Annotated in this window: 17 protein-coding genes; 14 read left to right on the forward strand and 3 right to left on the reverse strand. The window is 65.9% G+C overall.

The window, feature by feature from the left end; translation table 11 throughout:
* Window positions 1-581 precede the first annotated feature (581 nt).
* Window positions 582-2564: a hypothetical protein gene (locus AB0G20_RS18425; RefSeq protein ID WP_361303204.1), complete on the reverse strand. Its 1983-nt coding sequence runs from the start codon at window positions 2562-2564 to the stop codon at window positions 582-584.
* A 226-nt stretch (window positions 2565-2790) separates the two neighbouring features.
* On the opposite strand from AB0G20_RS18425, the gene AB0G20_RS18430 reads away from it, so the two are divergent.
* Window positions 2791-4134, forward strand: a complete 1344-nt coding sequence (locus AB0G20_RS18430) for a hypothetical protein (RefSeq protein WP_361303207.1) — start codon at window positions 2791-2793, stop codon at window positions 4132-4134.
* 504 nt (window positions 4135-4638) lie between these two features.
* Here the strand turns inward: AB0G20_RS18430 and AB0G20_RS18435 are convergent.
* Both AB0G20_RS18435 and AB0G20_RS18440 read right to left on the reverse strand, forming a co-directional pair.
* On the reverse strand, window positions 4639-5313 hold the full coding sequence (locus AB0G20_RS18435) for a YdcF family protein (protein ID WP_361303210.1): 675 nt from the start codon (window positions 5311-5313) through the stop codon (window positions 4639-4641).
* The gene (locus AB0G20_RS18440) at window positions 5310-6104 is read right to left on the reverse strand and encodes a GntR family transcriptional regulator (protein WP_361303213.1); all 795 of its coding nucleotides are present in this window, start codon (window positions 6102-6104) and stop codon (window positions 5310-5312) included. The genes AB0G20_RS18435 and AB0G20_RS18440 overlap by 4 nt, the downstream gene beginning before the upstream one ends.
* Before the next feature lie 390 nt (window positions 6105-6494).
* Between AB0G20_RS18440 and AB0G20_RS18445 the strand changes: the two genes are divergently transcribed.
* The 13 genes from AB0G20_RS18445 (at window position 6495) to AB0G20_RS18505 (ending at window position 16916) form a co-directional block, all read left to right on the forward strand.
* The gene (locus AB0G20_RS18445) at window positions 6495-6674 is read left to right on the forward strand and encodes a hypothetical protein (protein ID WP_361303215.1); all 180 of its coding nucleotides are present in this window, start codon (window positions 6495-6497) and stop codon (window positions 6672-6674) included.
* 94 nt (window positions 6675-6768) lie between these two features.
* Window positions 6769-7038: a DUF6284 family protein gene (locus AB0G20_RS18450; protein ID WP_361303218.1), complete on the forward strand. Its 270-nt coding sequence runs from the start codon at window positions 6769-6771 to the stop codon at window positions 7036-7038.
* On the forward strand, window positions 7035-7478 hold the full coding sequence (locus AB0G20_RS18455) for a Pycsar system effector family protein (RefSeq protein WP_361303221.1): 444 nt from the start codon (window positions 7035-7037) through the stop codon (window positions 7476-7478). Before AB0G20_RS18450 ends, AB0G20_RS18455 begins: the two co-directional genes overlap by 4 nt.
* Before the next feature lie 50 nt (window positions 7479-7528).
* Window positions 7529-8359, forward strand: coding sequence for a protein spdB (locus AB0G20_RS18460; RefSeq protein WP_361303851.1), 831 nt, complete (start codon window positions 7529-7531; stop codon window positions 8357-8359).
* Entirely contained in the window at window positions 8359-8694 is a 336-nt protein-coding gene (locus AB0G20_RS18465) for an RRQRL motif-containing zinc-binding protein (RefSeq protein WP_361303854.1), read from the forward strand. Before AB0G20_RS18460 ends, AB0G20_RS18465 begins: the two co-directional genes overlap by 1 nt.
* A 29-nt stretch (window positions 8695-8723) precedes the next feature.
* Complete coding sequence (locus AB0G20_RS18470) at window positions 8724-9281, forward strand: hypothetical protein (protein WP_361303224.1); 558 nt, start codon at window positions 8724-8726, stop codon at window positions 9279-9281.
* Between the two features lie 116 nt (window positions 9282-9397).
* Window positions 9398-11515, forward strand: coding sequence for an FtsK/SpoIIIE domain-containing protein (locus tag AB0G20_RS18475; protein ID WP_361303227.1), 2118 nt, complete (start codon window positions 9398-9400; stop codon window positions 11513-11515).
* Between the two features lie 204 nt (window positions 11516-11719).
* Window positions 11720-12184, forward strand: a complete 465-nt coding sequence (locus AB0G20_RS18480; RefSeq protein ID WP_361303230.1) for a hypothetical protein — start codon at window positions 11720-11722, stop codon at window positions 12182-12184.
* 11 nt (window positions 12185-12195) lie between these two features.
* Window positions 12196-12657 carry a hypothetical protein gene (locus AB0G20_RS18485; protein ID WP_361303233.1) on the forward strand — a complete coding sequence of 154 codons (462 nt, stop codon included), beginning with the start codon at window positions 12196-12198 and terminating at the stop codon, window positions 12655-12657.
* Between the two features lie 86 nt (window positions 12658-12743).
* Window positions 12744-13619 (forward strand): DNA primase, encoded by an 876-nt coding sequence (locus tag AB0G20_RS18490; RefSeq protein ID WP_361303236.1) that lies wholly within the window; start codon window positions 12744-12746, stop codon window positions 13617-13619.
* A 2-nt stretch (window positions 13620-13621) separates the two neighbouring features.
* The gene (locus tag AB0G20_RS18495) at window positions 13622-15097 is read left to right on the forward strand and encodes an ATP-binding protein (protein ID WP_361303857.1); all 1476 of its coding nucleotides are present in this window, start codon (window positions 13622-13624) and stop codon (window positions 15095-15097) included.
* 476 nt (window positions 15098-15573) lie between these two features.
* A complete protein-coding gene (locus AB0G20_RS18500; RefSeq protein WP_033271141.1) occupies window positions 15574-15771 on the forward strand; it encodes a helix-turn-helix domain-containing protein in 198 nt (65 codons plus the stop codon).
* The gene (locus AB0G20_RS18505; RefSeq protein WP_361303239.1) at window positions 15771-16916 is read left to right on the forward strand and encodes a site-specific integrase; all 1146 of its coding nucleotides are present in this window, start codon (window positions 15771-15773) and stop codon (window positions 16914-16916) included. The genes AB0G20_RS18500 and AB0G20_RS18505 overlap by 1 nt, the downstream gene beginning before the upstream one ends.
* Window positions 16917-16955 lie beyond the last annotated feature (39 nt).

Consider the following 16955-nt stretch of genomic DNA (forward strand, 5'->3'; position numbering starts at 1 on the left):
CTCCTGTTGGAGAAGAAAGCTGAGCCACACTACTGCGGGCACCATAAAGTCCCGGACCTTCCCCTCGAGCGCAGACTCAAGGGCCTGAAATTGCTCGTAGACTCCGGAGAGCCCTACTTCTTCCAGAAGCGGGCGAGAATCGTGTAGCCGAGTGGCCCGCACGATTTGAGGGTCCAGAGCCACACCACTACCTAGCGCTGCGACTGGGATTGCAGTCGCAGCTCCAGTCGCTCCACGCAAGTATTTGATGCGCTCATCAAGAAGGGACAGCCGGCTCCAGCGCGCCAACTCAGCTTTTCCCGAGGCAGTTATGCTGTAGGTGCCATCGCTTTCCGCCACGAAGTGCCTAAGAGACAAAGCTTCTAGAGAGTCCGAGCACGCGGTACTAAACGGGGTGACGGTTGGCGTTGCCGCAAAGTCGTATCCCCAGTCGGATACGGGGCGGCTGTCGTAGAGCCCGAGGAGGCACGCGAGATAGCAAAAGAGTTGAACCTCAGATGAGGTAAGAGCAAAGCCCTGTTCGCCCATCTCGCGAGTCACGTAAAGGACATCGAACGAAGCTTCCGGATTGGGAGTTCGCACTATGCGTTACCTCGCACCAGAGCCCGCTCAATTCGAGCGTAGGCCTCGTCGAACAGCGCTTCTGATTCAGCCTGAACTTCCGAAAGAGTTGTCCAAGATGTCATGCGCTCCACGTGCATCCGGTCGGATCCGCATTCCTCCGCGAGACGCAATACCAACTGGCTTGAGTTAATGTTGGCAGTCATGACCAGGCGATTGCCCTGTGTCACGAACTGCCCAAACATCTGGCCGGCTCGCTTCTCATAGGCGATGTCGAGGGAACCCTCAGGTGTGTCAATGAACATTCCTCCCACACCCTCATCGCCTACCAGATATTGCACCAACGCCATCCGCAGAGCAATGTCTACAAAGTACTGCTGACTCTCGGAGAGTTGTGTGGTTTCACGCCGACGGGTGCCGTTGATAGTGAGAACCAGCTCTGGGCCCCGAACCCTTTCAAGCATCTGTACTTCGAGATCCAAACCCAAAAACTGATAGGCAAGGCGCTGAAACGTGGGTACGAAGTCTAGTTCAGCGGCATGGTACTTATGCGCCAGTTCCTTCTGGATCGGTGCAAGTTTTCGCCGGAACTCCTCCTTGCGAGCCCGAAAGTCGTCCCTACGACGAGTAGCTTCGCGCCTCTCGTCGTCATACTGCTGAAGAATTTTAGTGATAGCGTCCGTGTCGCTTGGAAGTTTCTCGTGCTTCAGTTCTTCGGCGTTTTCTTGTTCGAATGCACGAAGAGCGTCCGTGACCTCAACGAGCTGGGCGCGTGCGGATGACAGCTCATTGTTTAGGCGCTCGAAAGAGGCTTGAGCCTCTGTCAGTTGGCCTTTCGCCGCGGCTAGTTTCCTGTCGAGTTCCTCCAATTGAGCAAATGCTTCATCGCTTTGATCCACTGGAGCAGGAATCTGCAGCCGGCACAACGGACAACTATTTGCTTCCAATGCGGCCTTAGCAGCGGCAGTCACCTCCTCTCCTGTCTGGCCGCATACCGAGCACTCGCAGTTATCCAAAAGCTGAGCGATCAATGGATTTTGTTCAGGATGGTTCTGAGTAATGAAGCGCGATTCAAACGACTTATTGTAGTCGCGGCGCAGTGATGAGGCCTCAGCCGCCAGAACACTCACCCTTAGTCGTGAGTCCTCAACTTCTGCTGTTTTGGATTCAAGAAGTTGTTGGGCTTTAAGTTGCTGCGCGACTAGTTTTTCATGTTGGTCGAGCAGTTCCATGTTTGGCAAGGTGTCGGGTGCAGTTCGCTTCAAAACCTCATTCCTATTATCTCGCGCAGTAGTTGCCTGGTATTGTGCGTTTCGTGCCTGAGATTCCAGGCGTTCCGCCATGCGAGCCCATTCGGCTGCGTGTGCGACCTTCGTCGGATCAACCCCGAATACTAGATACAGGGCATACAGGGTCGCGTCAGGTGAATCCCAGAAGAGAAGATGCCTCCTCTCGTCGAAAGTGACGAGGAAGTGCTGCAAGAAGACCAGTTGTTCGAAGCCCGCTAGGCCGGTGTCAGTAAGAATCGCCGAGACGTACTCATTGTGGATGATGTTGCCGTCGAGGTCGCTATCTTCTACGGTCCAATTGCGTTCGCCGCTGGGACCTTCAATTTTCAGCCTCCGCAGCGATTGAGACGTGAAGAAGTCTCTCGTAACCGTGTACTGCGTGGGCCCAACTGTGAACCGTACGGTCACTTCAGCATCGGGCCGGTACAGCTCTCTCACGCGTCCCTGGAAGTACCCGGCCGCATACTTCATGCTGTCTTGGTAGTACTCCTTGGCTGACTGAAACTTCTGATTCGGGCTAGCGACAATTCCTGTGATCGCGTAGTTCAAGATGGCCAGGAAAGTCGACTTACCCAAGCCGTTGGCTCCGGCGAGACAAAACACACCATCGCCGAAGTCGATCGAAATTTTGTTTCGGTTCTGGTATAGGGTAAAGTGCGACAGCTCCAAGGCGTGGATGACTGGCAACTTGACGGGCTGATTCCTGTCACTCATGTGGGTCTCCCGCGGGCGCTCGCGTGTGGCCGTGTGAGCCACCATAGGGCTTCAAGTAGCGCGAGTGCAGGGGTTCTGCACCTATCGCCCCGTCTGGAGCGCCCGGAACCTCCCCAGTTGGAGCCTGACTGGGCGTCATGCCCTGTCTGTAGCGGCGGCTGTGTCACACTGGAGCACCCCGAGTCCGAGGGGTGGGGACCGCGACTGAGCGTACGAGGTGGAAGTAATGGCGATTAGAAGCGTTGAGACGCTTGATCGCCACTACAGTGCCTTCGAAGGCAACTGGAAAGTGGCTGATTGTTCGGCGGAATACGGCCGTTTGGTCGTGCCACACGGAAACTCTGAGGAGCCTTTGTACCGATGGTTTCATTTGAAGGAAGCGTTCTCCTCTCGGTTGCTTGATCGTCTGCTGCATGATGTAGGACTCTCCGTGAAGGCGAATTTGGCGATTGCCGATCCATTTGCGGGTAGTGGCACTACGCTGTTGAGTGGGATATCGGCATGTGAGCGAAATGGGCATCGTGCTCACGTATTCGGCGTGGAGCGCAACCCATTTATTTGGGAATTGTCTCACGCTAAACTTCAGGCGCGAATCCTCGGTAATTCAATCGCCGGCTCTTTTGCTGCCGAGCTTGAAAAGATTAAGAAGTTCTATGAAGATTTTAAGTACGACACTTTTGTAATCCCTGGGCTGTCGACTCTCAAGAACGAGAAGTATTTTCCAGCGCAATACATGCAAGACCTTCTGCGTATCCGGCATGCCATCGATGCAGGGGCGACTCAGGAAACACGCTCGATCTTTCGCGTGTGCCTTGCTTCATGCGTTGAGCCGTCCAGTCGGCTGCGGCGAGACGGGCGAGCCTTGAGGTTTGAACCCTCGCGTGATCCAAAGCTCCCGTGGGAGATCTTCCTCGATCGGGTGGACCTCGTTCGTAGGGATCTCGAGTCGACGAAGCCGGCGGCTAGTGGCGGAGAAGTTGTCTTGGGGGATGCCCGTCAAGTTTCTTCTCTTGCTACGGAACAAGAATTTGATCTCATTCTCTTTTCTCCGCCATATCCCAACAATATCGACTACACCGAGATCTATAAGACTGAGGCCTGGGTGCTCGGCTGTTACGAGTCAGAGGCCGAGATGAAGGCTCAGCGGCAGCGCACGGTGAGGAGCCATCCTAGTGTGCGTTTTTCGCAGGAGTTCGTTTACTTGAATTCCGCGGTTGCCGCTGATGTACATTCGCTAATCGATCCTGTTGTTTCGTGTGTTCCCGTCGGTGATCGGTATTCTGAGGGGCGCAAAGAAGTGATCATCGGCTACGCGGATGATATGTTGCGAGTTCTGGTTGAATGTCGCAGGATAATCCGTGAAGATGGTCGATTGGTATTCGTGGTCGGAAATTCCCTGCATGGTTCGGGCGATAGTAAGTATGTGATCGCCGCTGATGTCATCATGGGTCGCCTGGCGGAACTTTCCGGATGGCGTGTTTCTGAAGTAAAGATCGCTCGAATGTTGAAGCGGAGAGCTGGCGAGTCTGCTTTCTTGAGAGAGAGCCTCGTCATTCTTGAACCTGTGTAAGAAGCGTAAGGTTGGCGTAGCGACTTTGGCCGGGAGCTGCTTTGGCGCGAGTGATCATGGCCCCGTAAGCTTCCGGCGCTCGGGCAGTCTGTTGACCAATGTGGCCGCTGCGGGCGGCGACGGGCGGGCGGCGACGTGCGCCGGTGGCGAAGACATGGAGGCGGCGCGGCGGCGACCGACCGGCGGCGCCGCGCTTGGCGCGACCCTCGGTTTGATCCGACCTACTGGTGTAGGCAACCGGGTGGAAGGGGTTGCGACGTGGCCCCCGATGCGGGGCGTTGGGGTCGAGCGGCTGTTGGGTCTTTCCCTTCCTGAGGCCGGATCGTGGGGGCGGTGGCATGCGGGCTGGCGCGGCCGTTGATGCGCTTGGGCGGAGTGTGCGGCGGTCGGGTTGGCGGTGATCGGCAAGCACCATCGGCCGCCGGGCGGGCGAGCACAGCGAGCCTTGATGAAGTAGGGAAAGTGGAGAACGAAGCTTAGGGCGGACTGCTGCCCGCCCTGGAATCAAGTGCCAGGTCGGCCACCGACGTCAGCCGGCATGAGTCGGCTCGTGAAGCCTTCAACGCACAGCCGCTCATAAGCTGCTACGACGGCGCCTGGTACGTCCTGCTCGATGGCCAGGCCCAACCTCGGGAAGACGAGCACCCGTTGCAGGGCGCCCACGATCATGTCGATCACCATGCGGGCGTCTCCGATGGAGTCGGCATACTCCTTCAGGTCCATCGGCGTCGACGCGCACACCACTTCGACCTCGGGCCAGAGCTTCCGCATCATGCCGTACGAGCGCCGCTCTTCGTACGGCTTGCTCACGAGCAGGACGGACGAGACCTTGACGCCGGCCTCTACCAGCACCGCTTTCGAGAACTCGATGTTCTCGCCGGTGTTCTTGGCACGCGGTTCCAGGAGTACCGCGGACTCGGGCACCCCTAGCTGCAACGCCCGCTCTCGGTAGTGCACAGCTTCACCGCGCGGCATGCGCGCCCGGGTCGTGGGGCTCGTGGCCCCCGTGAAGACGATGACCGGCGCCATGCCCTGGTGGTACAGCTCCGCTGTCACGTCAGCCACACCAAGGTCGTGACTGCCCAGCCCCACCGCCACCGAACACGGACGTGTGTCATGGTGCATGAAGTGGTAGTCCCACAGCAGTCGAGCATCCGCCCATGCCTGCGCCGAGATCATTCCTGCCCCTTCTTGTCCTGTGCCGAGTCGGGAACCTTGAAGTCGTACTCCCACGCGAAGCGAGAAGCCGCGTGAACGCCCACCGCAAACTCAACCACCGTGCCATCTGCGGTGTACGTGGTCCGGTGCAGCTCGACCACGGGCTCACTGGCGGGGAGCTGTAGGAGCTGCACTTCGTCCGTAGTCGGGACGCGGGCGAACAGGGCCTCCCTCATGTGGTCGATCTCGTATCCAGCGTCGTAGAGGACCCGGTACCCGCCGCCACGGCCGGCGGGCCCCGGCGTGGGGTCGACGATGCGTGTCCCCTCAACGTGCTCCGGCCGGTAGTAGCTGGTCAGGGTGTGAGTCGGCTGCACCCCTTCCTTCACGAGTCGGGCGCGTGCGTACACCTCGGAGCCGACTGGGACACCCAGCCCCTCCGCAACGAGGCTGTCGGCCTCGACACGGCTCACGGTCTGCGTCTGCTCGTTGCGCTTGTACGCGCGTCCCGAAGCGACTCGGTCAGCGATGAACGCGACCTCGTCACCGTCGCGCCATTTCGCCTTGTCGTAACGGGCGATACCCAGCCGCTTGAGTGCAGTACGAGGACGCACGACGGTGCCACGTCCGCGCGTCGACGTCACAAGGCCTTCGGCCTCCAAGGCCTTAAAGGCCTTGTGGACGGTCTCCTTTGAGCCTTCCCCCGCCTCCACTAGCTCTCTGATCTGGGGCAACTGGGCGCCCGGCGGCAACTGACCGCTCTTGATCTGCTCCGCGAACCTGTCCGCCAGGTCGCGCCACTTCGGTGCCACGCAGAACTCCTCTCGACCCGACCAGTGAACCACATAGTCCTAGGACTGTTGACAGTCCTAGGACAGCGTGGCACTGTCATCTCAAGCCGCTCGCAGTCCTAGGACAGCGAGTTGGAAGGGCCTTCTTTGGGCTGCTTCCAGGCCGTACCGGTTCGGGATAGCTCGCCTTTCGGGGCGGGCCCCTTGCCGGAAGCTCCTTGACAACTCAATGGGGATTACGCCGCCTCTCCTCGGCCAAGTAGGCGGCCACACGGGTTCCCCGTGTGAGGTACAGCGCAACTCGATCTCCGCAGCCTCGCTGCGGCCGGTTGCCTCCGCTGCTCGTCGCGCACGAGCAGCGCTGAGGGGAGCCGCGTGGGCTTCACCCGTCATCCATCGAGAGGACTGTTCATGGACCGCCTGAAGGCACAGGCCTCGAAGAACCGTGAGGCTGCGAAGGTGCTGCGCAGCCGGGGCAAGGACACCGCCGCGCAGCAGATGGAGACCCGGGCCGACGAGCTGGAGTCGGGCCGTGTCACCGACGTCACCGACTCGGTCGTCGGCCTGCTCCGCTGGGCGCAGGGCCGCTGACCTAGGACTTGCACACCCCTTAAACGGCGCGCCCCCGGAGCTGGAACTCCGGGGGCGCTGTCGGGCCGTACCTGTTGAGAGGACACACGACCCAATGAGCCACATCGTTACTGTTCAGGACGCTGTTACCGCGTTCGACGACTTCATGGAGCCGACGGACGCTGAGCTGGACGCGATCGAGCAGGAGATGCCCGTCATCCTGGCGGACGTCGAGCTGTTGGACGCGCAGATCATCACCCTGGACCGCGTCCCGACCGAGCTGGACAACCGGCGGCTCCGCCGGGCCCGCCGCCGGGCGCTGGCCGCGCGCATTGCCCTGGCCAACCGCACCACGGCCGTGACCCTGCCCGGGGGTGCCGCGTGAGCACCACCCGGAGTCTGACCGCCGCGCACGCCGAGGTGAAGGCGGAGATCACGCGGACCGACACCAAGACCGGTCTGCTGCTGGCGTTCGTCGGCGCGGTGCTGGCTGGTGCCTGGACGGTCACCCGCGACCTGCCCCTGACCCTCCCCGCCTACATCGCGGGCGCCGCCGGGATGATGCTGCTGGTCGCGGCGGCCGGCGTGCTGCTGCGCTCGGCCCGGCCGAACCTGCGCGGCCGGCACGGGTTCCCGCTGTGGGCCACGCTCACCGCCGAGGAGATCACCGACGCCGTCGCGACCGACCTGGCCGCCGACATCGCCGGCCTTTCCCGGCTGGCGGTCGCTAAGTTCACGTGCCTGCGCCGCGCGGTCGACCTGACCTGCGCCGGCGGGGCACTGCTCATCCTGGCCGCCCTGCTCACGGCCGGGGGCGCACTGTGAAGGCCGCGAACCTGCTGCGCATCACGCGGGCCAAGACCGTACTGCCCGCCATGGCGATGACGGCGGTGTCCATGGTGCTCACCCTCGCCGTGGTCGTGATGTGGCTCGACCAGGCCATGCCCAAGAGTGTCGCCCTGGTCGTCGGTCTCGGCCTGGATGGCGGGTGGCTGGCCACCCTCGCCTACGAGCGGCGCCTTGCCGCGCAGGGCGACCACAGCACCCCGGTGACGGTGGTCGGTTGGGTGTTCGGCGTCGCGGCGACCGGCGTCCTGGTCGCCCATGCCCTCATGGCGGAGAAGGACTCGGTCGGGGCCTGGCTCGCGGTGTCGTGGCTGCCGCTGGCGGCCAAGGCGCTGTGGCTGGTCCATGGGTTGTGGGAGCGCACCGCGCTCACTGCGGATGCGCTGGATGCGATCCAGGGCATTCAGCAGGAGGCGCGCGACGAGGCGGCCGTGGCCCGTGCCCGGTTGCGGTCCGAGGCGGCCACGGAGGAGACCCGCCTGGCGGCCGTGACGCAGGCCGGGGCCCGCGTCGCACGCGTCCAGGCTAAGACCGCCGCCACCCTCGCTGAGGCGTGGTCGACGCTGGAGAAGGCACGCCAGGGTGAGGACACCTCCAGGGCCCTGACCAGCGTGACGGGCCGCGTCACGCCCGACGTCACACCTCGCTGGGAACTGCCCGTCTGGGGCCCGTCGGAGGCGGTTCCCGCGCTGGAGTCGGGGCCCGCGCTGAGCGACGAGGCGCTTGACGTTCTGGTCGACGAGATCCGGCGTAGCGAAACCCCGGCCCTGTCCTACCGCGAGATGGCCGCCCGCTTCCGCACGGCCGGTCACTCGGCCTCTGAGGTTCGGTTGCGGGCCGCGTGGAAGCGCGTGGCGTGATGGGGGCGCTGCCGGTGTTCCGGTGGCGCCTGGCCCCGGACGGCTACGCCACCCGCCGCCAGCTCCGCGCACGCGGCCTGCGCCCCGGCGGGCAGGACGTGGCCGCACAGCTCGAACGGCCACGCCGCCGCGGGGGGCCACTGGTCGCCTACCTCTACCGCGTCGCAGACGCCAAGCCCGTACGTCCCATGACGCCAGCGAAGTGGGCGGCCCTGGCCAAGGCCAACACCGCCCGCCGCACCTGCCCTGAATGCGGGCGGGATGCGAGCTACATCATCCCTACCTCACTCGGCATGTGCGGAACATGCGTCTACCCCGGCGAATCCGCCGCCTGACCTGCGCCATTTCCGAGACGGAGGCAGTCTTGAAGACCACGGTGAGTACGCACAAGTTGCCCGGCTACGGCTCCACCCTGCGCACCTCCCGGCGGTTGACCGAGCAGGCCGTCAAGCTCGTCAGCCGGTCCGTGGCCGGCCGCATGCCGGACGTGGAAGTCGTCCTGACCACCGAGCGCGGCATGGCCGAACTGATGGTCGCCGCTGACATCGCGCTGGCAGGCGCCGCTGACCGCCGCGCCCTCAAGCGCGCGACACAGGAGAGCAAGCGGATCGCCCGCGGTGCCCAGGCGCGGGCGATCCCGCGTCCGGGCGGCTCGACGCTGATCCTGATCAACGCCGACAAGCACCCCACCCCGGCCGACTTCGCCGTGACGCTCGTGCACGAGCTGGTGCACGCCATGCAGTTCAGCCGCAAGGGCGTGCTGGAACGGATCGTGCGCGACACCCGGGACGGGCTCGGCATCGAGCGCCAGTCCCGCCGCCAGGCCCGCGAACACGAGCAGCTGGTCGAGCTGGACGAGAACGAGGCACAGAGCCGCGAGTACCTCGCCGAAAAGCTCGTCCCCGGCGCCCGCGCCGCCTGACACCGCACGCCCCCACCCGTGCTGCCGGGGTGGCCTCTTTCCTGCCACGGACCAGGCCACCCCGGCCCCTCCCTCAACTCCCGCCCCGCATCGGGGCAGTCAGGAGAACCCTCAGCATGTCCGACAACGTCGTACGCCTCCACAAGGACCCCGAACCCCCTGCGCAGGACGCGCCGGTGACCACGCTCACCGTGGTGTCCGACCCGCCGCCGGCGCCGGTGGTGCCGCTGTGGGTGCGCTCCGGGCGGGCCGTGAAGCGCATCGCCACCGACGAAAAGACCACCACCACCGTCCGCGCGGTCGCCCGCCACGGGATGTACACGTTCAACGGGGGCCGGATCGTAGCCCGCCGCACCTGGGACGGCCGTACCGGCTCCCGCTACGAGCGCATGATCCGCGCCGCCGAAGCCGCGGGGAACCACGAGCTGGCCGAGGAGTGGGAAGAGCGTCTCCAGCGCTTCCGCGATGCCCGGCACCGGCGCCGCATGGACCTGCTCACCTCGCCCGTCGACGTGGCCAAGGGCGCCGCCATCGGCACCGGGATGAGCATCGGCACCCTGGTCGCCCTCGGCATCGTGATGGCCCTCAACACCAAGGACGTCGCCGACGTCATCACCCCGCTGACTGCGGTGATCGAGTTCATCGGCCTGCTCATCACCATCGTCCAAGTCGTCTGGCCCTACGCCATCACCCTCGGCCCGCTCTTCGCCCTGCTCGCCCTGTGGTCCGTCGGCCGCAAGCAGCAGGCCGCACCCAACTGGGCCCTGCCCGACAACGTCCGCAACGGCGAGGGAGAGCCGATCACCCCGTCCATCGTCGTCAAGGCCCTGCGCGACCTCGGAGTCCCGGCCCTGCGCAACGCCATCAAGGACATGGGTGACGCTGGCGCCTCCATGCTCGGCCCGATCCGCATCGCCGGATGCGGTGTCGAAGTCGACGTCACCCTCCCCTCGGGAGTGTCGACGATCGAGGTACAGAACCGGCGCCGCAAGCTCGCCGAGAACCTCACCCGCCACGAGCACGAAGTGTTCATCACCATCCCCCAGGCCGCCCGTACCGTGCGGCTGTGGATCGCCGATTCCGGGGCGCTGGACGAGCCGATCGGTCCGTCTCCGCTGGTCACCGACGAGACGATGACCGCCGACTACGCCAAGGGCAAGGCGCCCTGGGGCCAGGACCTGCGCGGCGACGCTGCTGCTCTGAGCCTGTATCAGCGCCACCTTCTCATCACGGGCCTGTCCAACCAGGGCAAGACCGTGGCGCTCCGGTCGCTGGCGCTGTGGCTGTCGCTGGACAAGTCGGTGCAGTTCCTCATGGGTGACCTCAAGGGTGTGGGCGACTGGGCGATGTTCGACGGGCTCGCCACGACCCTGATCCAGGGCCCGACGGATGAGCACGTGATCCAGGTGACCGAGATGGTCGAGGGCGCTGTCGACGAGATGAACCGCCGCATCCAGGCCCCGCCCGGAACGACGTTCCCGCCGCTGATCGTGCTGGTTGACGAGGCGCAGGTGGCGTTCATGTGCCCGGCCAAGGACGAGGACAAGCGCCCCTACGGCGGCGCCAAGGCCAACTCCCGGTACTTCATGGCCGTCCGGAAGATTCACAACCAGGGCCGTGCTGTGAACGTGCTGATGTGGCAGGGCACTCAGGACCCGACGAACGAGAACCTTCCCAAGCTGGTCCGCGAGGGCGCCCACACCCGCGCCTCCCTCGCCCTGGGCACCGAGTCCCAGGCCCGCATGGCCCTGGGAGACAAGGCCGTCGACGGCGGCGCCGCCCCCAACCTGCTGCGTCCCGGCCTGGACCAGGGAACCCTGGTCCTCGCCTCCTCCGGCATCGACATCCCGGCCGGACAGTCGTCCATCACGGTGCGCACGCACTACATCGACGACGACGCAGCCGAAGCCATCACCGACCGGGCCAAGGCCCTGCGCGACGGCGTCACCACCCTGCACGCCATCGAACGCGGCGAGGAGCGTGACCCGCTCGCCGACATCGCGAGCGTGCTCGGGGAGTCCTCGCGGGTGCGGACGAAGGATGTGCTCACCCGTCTGGCGAATCTGAACCAGGACGCCTACGGCGGCTGGTCGTTCATCGACCTCAAGCGCGTCCTGGACGACGCCGGCGCCGAGCCGTACAAGTCCGACGGCGTCATGGTCGTCTCCCGTGACCGCGTCTCCCGAGCCCTCGCCAACCGCGACGACGAGGGTTCCGCTTCCGCCGACGGATGACAGGGAGCCGACCCCGCCCGGGTCAGGGAGGCAGGGAGAACTCCCTAACCCCCTCCCTGACCCGCCTCCCTGGCCCTGACCTGCACAAATGATCAGTCAGGGAGTCGGGGAGGCACCGCAGGCCAGGCCCCTGAAACCCCCTCCACACAGCACCCCCGAGGGGGTGCCTCCGCCTCCCTGAACCGGCACCGGAAGGGATTCCGCATGTACCCCGAACAGCACGGCAAGGCCCCCGCCGAGAGGGCCGTGGAAGTCCACCACCCCACCCCCATCACCCCGGCCGCCGTCACGCCGGCACCGCTCATCCCCGTCCAGCCGTACGGCGTGCCGACGGTCGCGAGCGTCGTCCTCCCGGACGGCCGTGTCGTCACCGGCTACGCCATGAGCCCCGTCCAGCCCGAGCCGGCCGCGGCCAAGCCGCCGGTCTCCCGCGCGGCGGTGAACGTCGCCCTCGGGGGCGTCGGGTTCCTCGCGGTGTGCGGCGGCCTGCTGCTGCTCACCACCTTCATCACCGCCCTGACCGCGCTCATCACCCAGCTCATCACCCTCGCCGCCGTCATCTTCGGCGGATGGATCGCCGTGCAGGTCTTCGGCGCGAGCAGCCACAAGGGCGGCAACACCTTCAACATCCGCAAGGCCGTCTTCAAGCGCAACCACTTCAACGGCTGACAGGAGCCCACGTGTTCGAGATCCGCGTCATCTGCGACCCCGCCGACTCCGACCGCGTCACCACCGCACTCACCGCCGCTTTCGCCACCGGCGCGGTGCGCCGGCGCCGGACCCGCGACGGCGCGCAAACCCGCCTCTACCTCACCGCCGACCACCTCCCCGCCCCGGCGGACTGGCCCACCCCCGAGCAGGCGTACGCCAAGGCCCCCAGCATCGTCAGCGAGATCGGCTGGACCGCGCGCACCATCGCCACGGCCGAGTGCTTCACCGAGCTGGACCGGGACTTCTACCTGCGCAAGGCCGCCCTGCTGGACCGCATCGCGCTCATGGACGAACCCCAAGACCTCTTCAGCGAAGCCACCGAGACCGCCCACGCGGCGGCCGTGTCCCTGCTCGACATGGATCAGCCGGGCGTGATCTGCGACCCCCGTGCCTACGTCCGCCAGCAGTACGCCTGCCTTCACGACCAGTAGCTACGCCAAGGGCGGCCCCCCATTCCGCCAAGAACTCGGGGCCGCCCCTGTTCCAGCACCACTCCTAGGAACTGGAGACAACCAGCATGACCCAAGCCACCCTCCAGCGGCGAGCCCTGCCCACTCCCGGCCTCATGGGCACCGCGCTCTCCCTCGCCGCACACGGCATCCCGTCCCTGCCCCTGCGGGCGGGCAAGGTCCCGTTCAGCAACTGCCCCGCTTGCAACGGCAACGCGTGCGGCGGACGGCCCAACATGAAAGTGCCCGGCCCGTGCCAGTGCCCCGGTGTCTGCCACGCTTGGGCCGCCGCCACCACCGACCCGGCCGTCCTCGCCTCCCCGGCCTGGATGGCCGCATGGCGTCGGGCGGTCGCTGTCGCCTACCATCCCGGCGGCGCCGGGATGACCGTGGTGGACCTGGACGACGCGGACGCCATCGCCTGGGCCCGCACCACCCTGCCCACCACGCTCACGGTGCCGACAACGCGGGGAGAGCACTGGATCTACCGGGGCGTCATGCGGTCCGTGAACGCCGTCCGCCCCGGCGTCGACATCAAGTCCCAGATGTCGTACGCCCGTTGGCTTGGTTTCGGTACCGGCTCCACAGCCGCTCTCCCCGACGCTGTGCGCGCGCTGGCAGTAAAGGAACCGTCTACGGCCCGCAGGGCGCCGCAGAGCCTCACAGCGCCCATGAGGGGCCATGGGGGCGAGTGCAGGCACCGCACACCTGCCTACCTGGAGCGTGGCATTGCCATGGCCGTGCAGCGCATCACTGAGGCTCGCAGCGCCGTGCACGCGACCGTGTACCGGACGTTCCTCGCGGTGCTGTCGACGCACGGCCGGTGCGGCTGCCTCACCGACACCCACGTCAACCGGTTGTTCACCGCCGCGCAGGCTAAGGGTGAGTCCCTGCGGCACTGCACCGACGCGTGGGCAAACGCCCTGACGACGTTGGGACTGTGACCGTGTCCGACGACGAGAAGAACCCCGCCCGGCAGGTCATCACTGAATACGCGCAGTCCCACTTCCGGTACTTCCGCACCGTCGACGGGACTGTTTACGCGCAGCGCACCGGCCACCCCGTGGCCCGTCCGATCCGCTCCCAGGGCACGACCGGGAGCCACCGCCAGGAACTCATGGTCGGCCTCTTCCGTGACGGGGTCGGCGTCTTCAACGGAACCGCCCTCAAGGAGGCGTTGGACTTGATCGAGGCACTCGCCCTCACCGAGCAGGTACAGCCCACCCACATCCGCGTGGCCCCCGGATTCGACGGGGCCACCTGGCTCGACCTCGGCCGCGACGACGGGCAGTCTGTCCGCATCCACCCCACCGGCTGGGACATCCGCATCCCCGACCCCGAAGAGGTGTGCTGGCGGCGCACCCAGCTCACCGGGGAGCTCCCCGTGCCCGCCAAGGACACCAACGGCAAGGGCATCGACCTGCTGATGCGGCTGTGCAACTTCGCCGACGCCAAGACCGAGGCCCTGGCCATCGCGTGGCTCATCGGCTGCCTGGAGCCGTCCGTGCCCGTTCCCGCGCCGTTCCTCACCGGCCCGCAGGGCGCCGGCAAGTCGACCGGCGGGCGGATGCTCGTGCGGATCATCGAGGGCATGACCGGCGACCTGCGCAGGGCACCCAAGGACGAAGAGAACATGATCACAGCGGTCGCGGCCGGATGGATCACCGCCCTGGACAACCTCTCCCACCTGCCCCCCGATCTGTCCGACCTCATGTGCTGCATCATCACCGGGGCCGAGAGCATCAAGCGCGCGCTGTTCACCGACGGCGACGTCGTCCGCTCCCGCTACCGCCGGCCCATGCTGCTGACCGGCATCGACGTCGGCGTGATCCGCCCCGACCTCGCCGAACGGCTCCTCACTCTGCGCCTGGAACGCCCCCGGGTGCGGCGCACCGAAGCGGAGCTGTGGGCGGAGTACGCCGAGATCCTTCCCATCGTCCTCGGCTCCCTGCTCGACCTGACCGTCAAGGTCCGCACCGTGCAGGCCGAGACCCCGACCGATCTGCGCATGGCCGACTTCGCCCACCTGTGCGCCCAGCTCGACACCGCCACCGGCTTCGGGACGCTGGAGGCATACCGGGCCAGCCTGGACGACCTCAATGACGACGTGATCGAGGGCGATCTCCTGGCACAAACAGTCCTCAAGCACGCCTCCGAACTCACCCCGGGCGAAGAGGTACGGATGACGTCGGCAGAGTGGCTGCATGCCCTGACCGCCCTCTACAGCGGCGAGGAATGCCGCCCCCTGCCCAAGGGCTGGCCCACCACCGGCAAGGTGCTCTCCGACCGGCTGAGGCGCATCCAGCCCACCCTTGCCGCGCGGGGCGTCCTGGTCGACTGGGGCCGCACCAGCGCCGCCCGCTACATCGAACTCAGCCGCCAGGCCCCGCCCCCGCCGCCCGAGCAGCAGACCGCGTTCTGACCGCACGCCCGGACGGGCGGACAAGCAAGAGGAGCACGCCCCGCCGGGGGTGCTCCTCTTGCCGTTCGGCGGCGACAGCCGCCCTGCACGGTCGCGCCGCGAAGCGGCCCGTTCTTCAAGCCCTGAGCGGGGCGTAAGACCTACAGACGCCACCCCTTTTCTTCCTAAGTAGGGAAAATCTGCGTCACTGCGTCACCACGGGCCCGACAGACGGCCGCCCACCTGCGGCAACAGCAGTGACGCAGGCGGTGAATCCTGCGTCATCACGCGTCATCAACGTCACCCCGTGACGAGCGCCCACGTCATCGGTGACAGAGGACCCGCCCCGCTGCGTCACCGGAACCCGCAGGTCAGACGCCTGATTGACGCAGGTGACGCGATGACGCAGAAATCCGCACCTCGGACAGGCACGGCCACGTAAGGCCCAGCCCTCAACCCATCCCGTTTGCAGGCTCACCTCCAAGAGGAGTTGTGGCATGAACTCCCCCCTGCCCACGAGTCACCAAGCCCTGACCGTCCCGGAGGTTATGAGCGCCCTCCGGATGAGCCGCTTCAAGGTCTACGACCTGATCCGGAGTAAGCGCCTCCCGAGTTTCACCGAGGGCCGCTTGCGTCGCGTCCCGGCGGATGCGGTGGCCACGTACATGAAGAACCGTCTTGAGGAGGCCGCCTGATGGCGCGCAAGCGAAACCCGAACGGTGCCGGAAGCATCTGGCAGCGAAAGGACGGCCGTTACGAGGGCCGCGTGTACGTTCCTCAGCCGGACGGCACCCGAGCTCGCAAGACGGTCTACGGCAACACATGGGAGGAGTGCGACGAGAAGCGTCAGGAACTGGTGCGCCGCGCCCGTCAGGGCATCCCGACGCCCACCCGCTCCGCCAAGCTCTCCGAGTGGCTGCCGTACTGGCTGGCGCAGTACATCGAACCGCGCCGCAAGCTGAGCACGTACGACAAGTACGAGATGCATGTGCGCCGCTACCTGGTCCCTCTGCTGGGGACCAAGCGGCTGGAGTCGCTCAGCGTCGCCGACGTGCGCCGCTTCACCACGCGCATGCAGAGCACCAGCACGGCCGCGACCGCGAAGGAAGCGCACCGCGTGCTCCGTACCGCTCTCACGGCCGCTGTGCGCGAAGAACTCATCACGCGGAACGTCGCTTCACTCGTGGAACCGCCCCGGGTGAAGCAGCGCGAGATCAGTCCGTGGTCCCTGGAGGAGACGCTGACTTTTCTGGAGGCCGCGCGGCGAGACCCGCTTTATGCCGCGTTCGTCCTGGCCATCGCCATGGGCCTGCGGCGCGGTGAACTGGTGGGCCTGCGCTGGTCGGACGTGGACCTGGACAACCGGGTGCTGCACGTACGCCAGCAGACGCAGCGTCGGCGCGGCACGCTCTACGACGACGACCCCAAGAGCCGCCGCCGGCGCGTGATCCCGATGCCCGCGTTGTGCATCGCGCCGCTTCGCTGGCACCGGCTACGGCAGCGGGAGACGTTCGCGCGTACCGGGGTTGAGTGGTCAGAAAAGGGCTACGTCTTTGCCACGCGCAACGGCCGGCCGGTAGAGCCGCGGAACGTCTACCGGTCGTTCACGCGGGTGGCTGCCGATGCGGGGCTGAGGGTGGTCCGACTGCACGATGCCCGGCACGGCTGCGCCACGCTGCTGACGGCAGCCGGTGTCGCGCCGCGCGTCATCATGGAGATCCTCGGGCACAGCCAGATCAGCATCACGATGGACGTCTACACGCACGTCGTGCACGACACCCAGCGGGAAGCGATCAGCCACATGGATCGCCTGCTCAGGCGTCGGCGGCCGGCCGCTTGAGAGGCGACTGCCGTCAAATGGTGCCGTCAAAACGGCCCG

This window comes from Streptomyces sp. NPDC024017 (assembly GCF_040638895.1).
Lineage (GTDB): Bacteria > Actinomycetota > Actinomycetes > Streptomycetales > Streptomycetaceae > Streptomyces.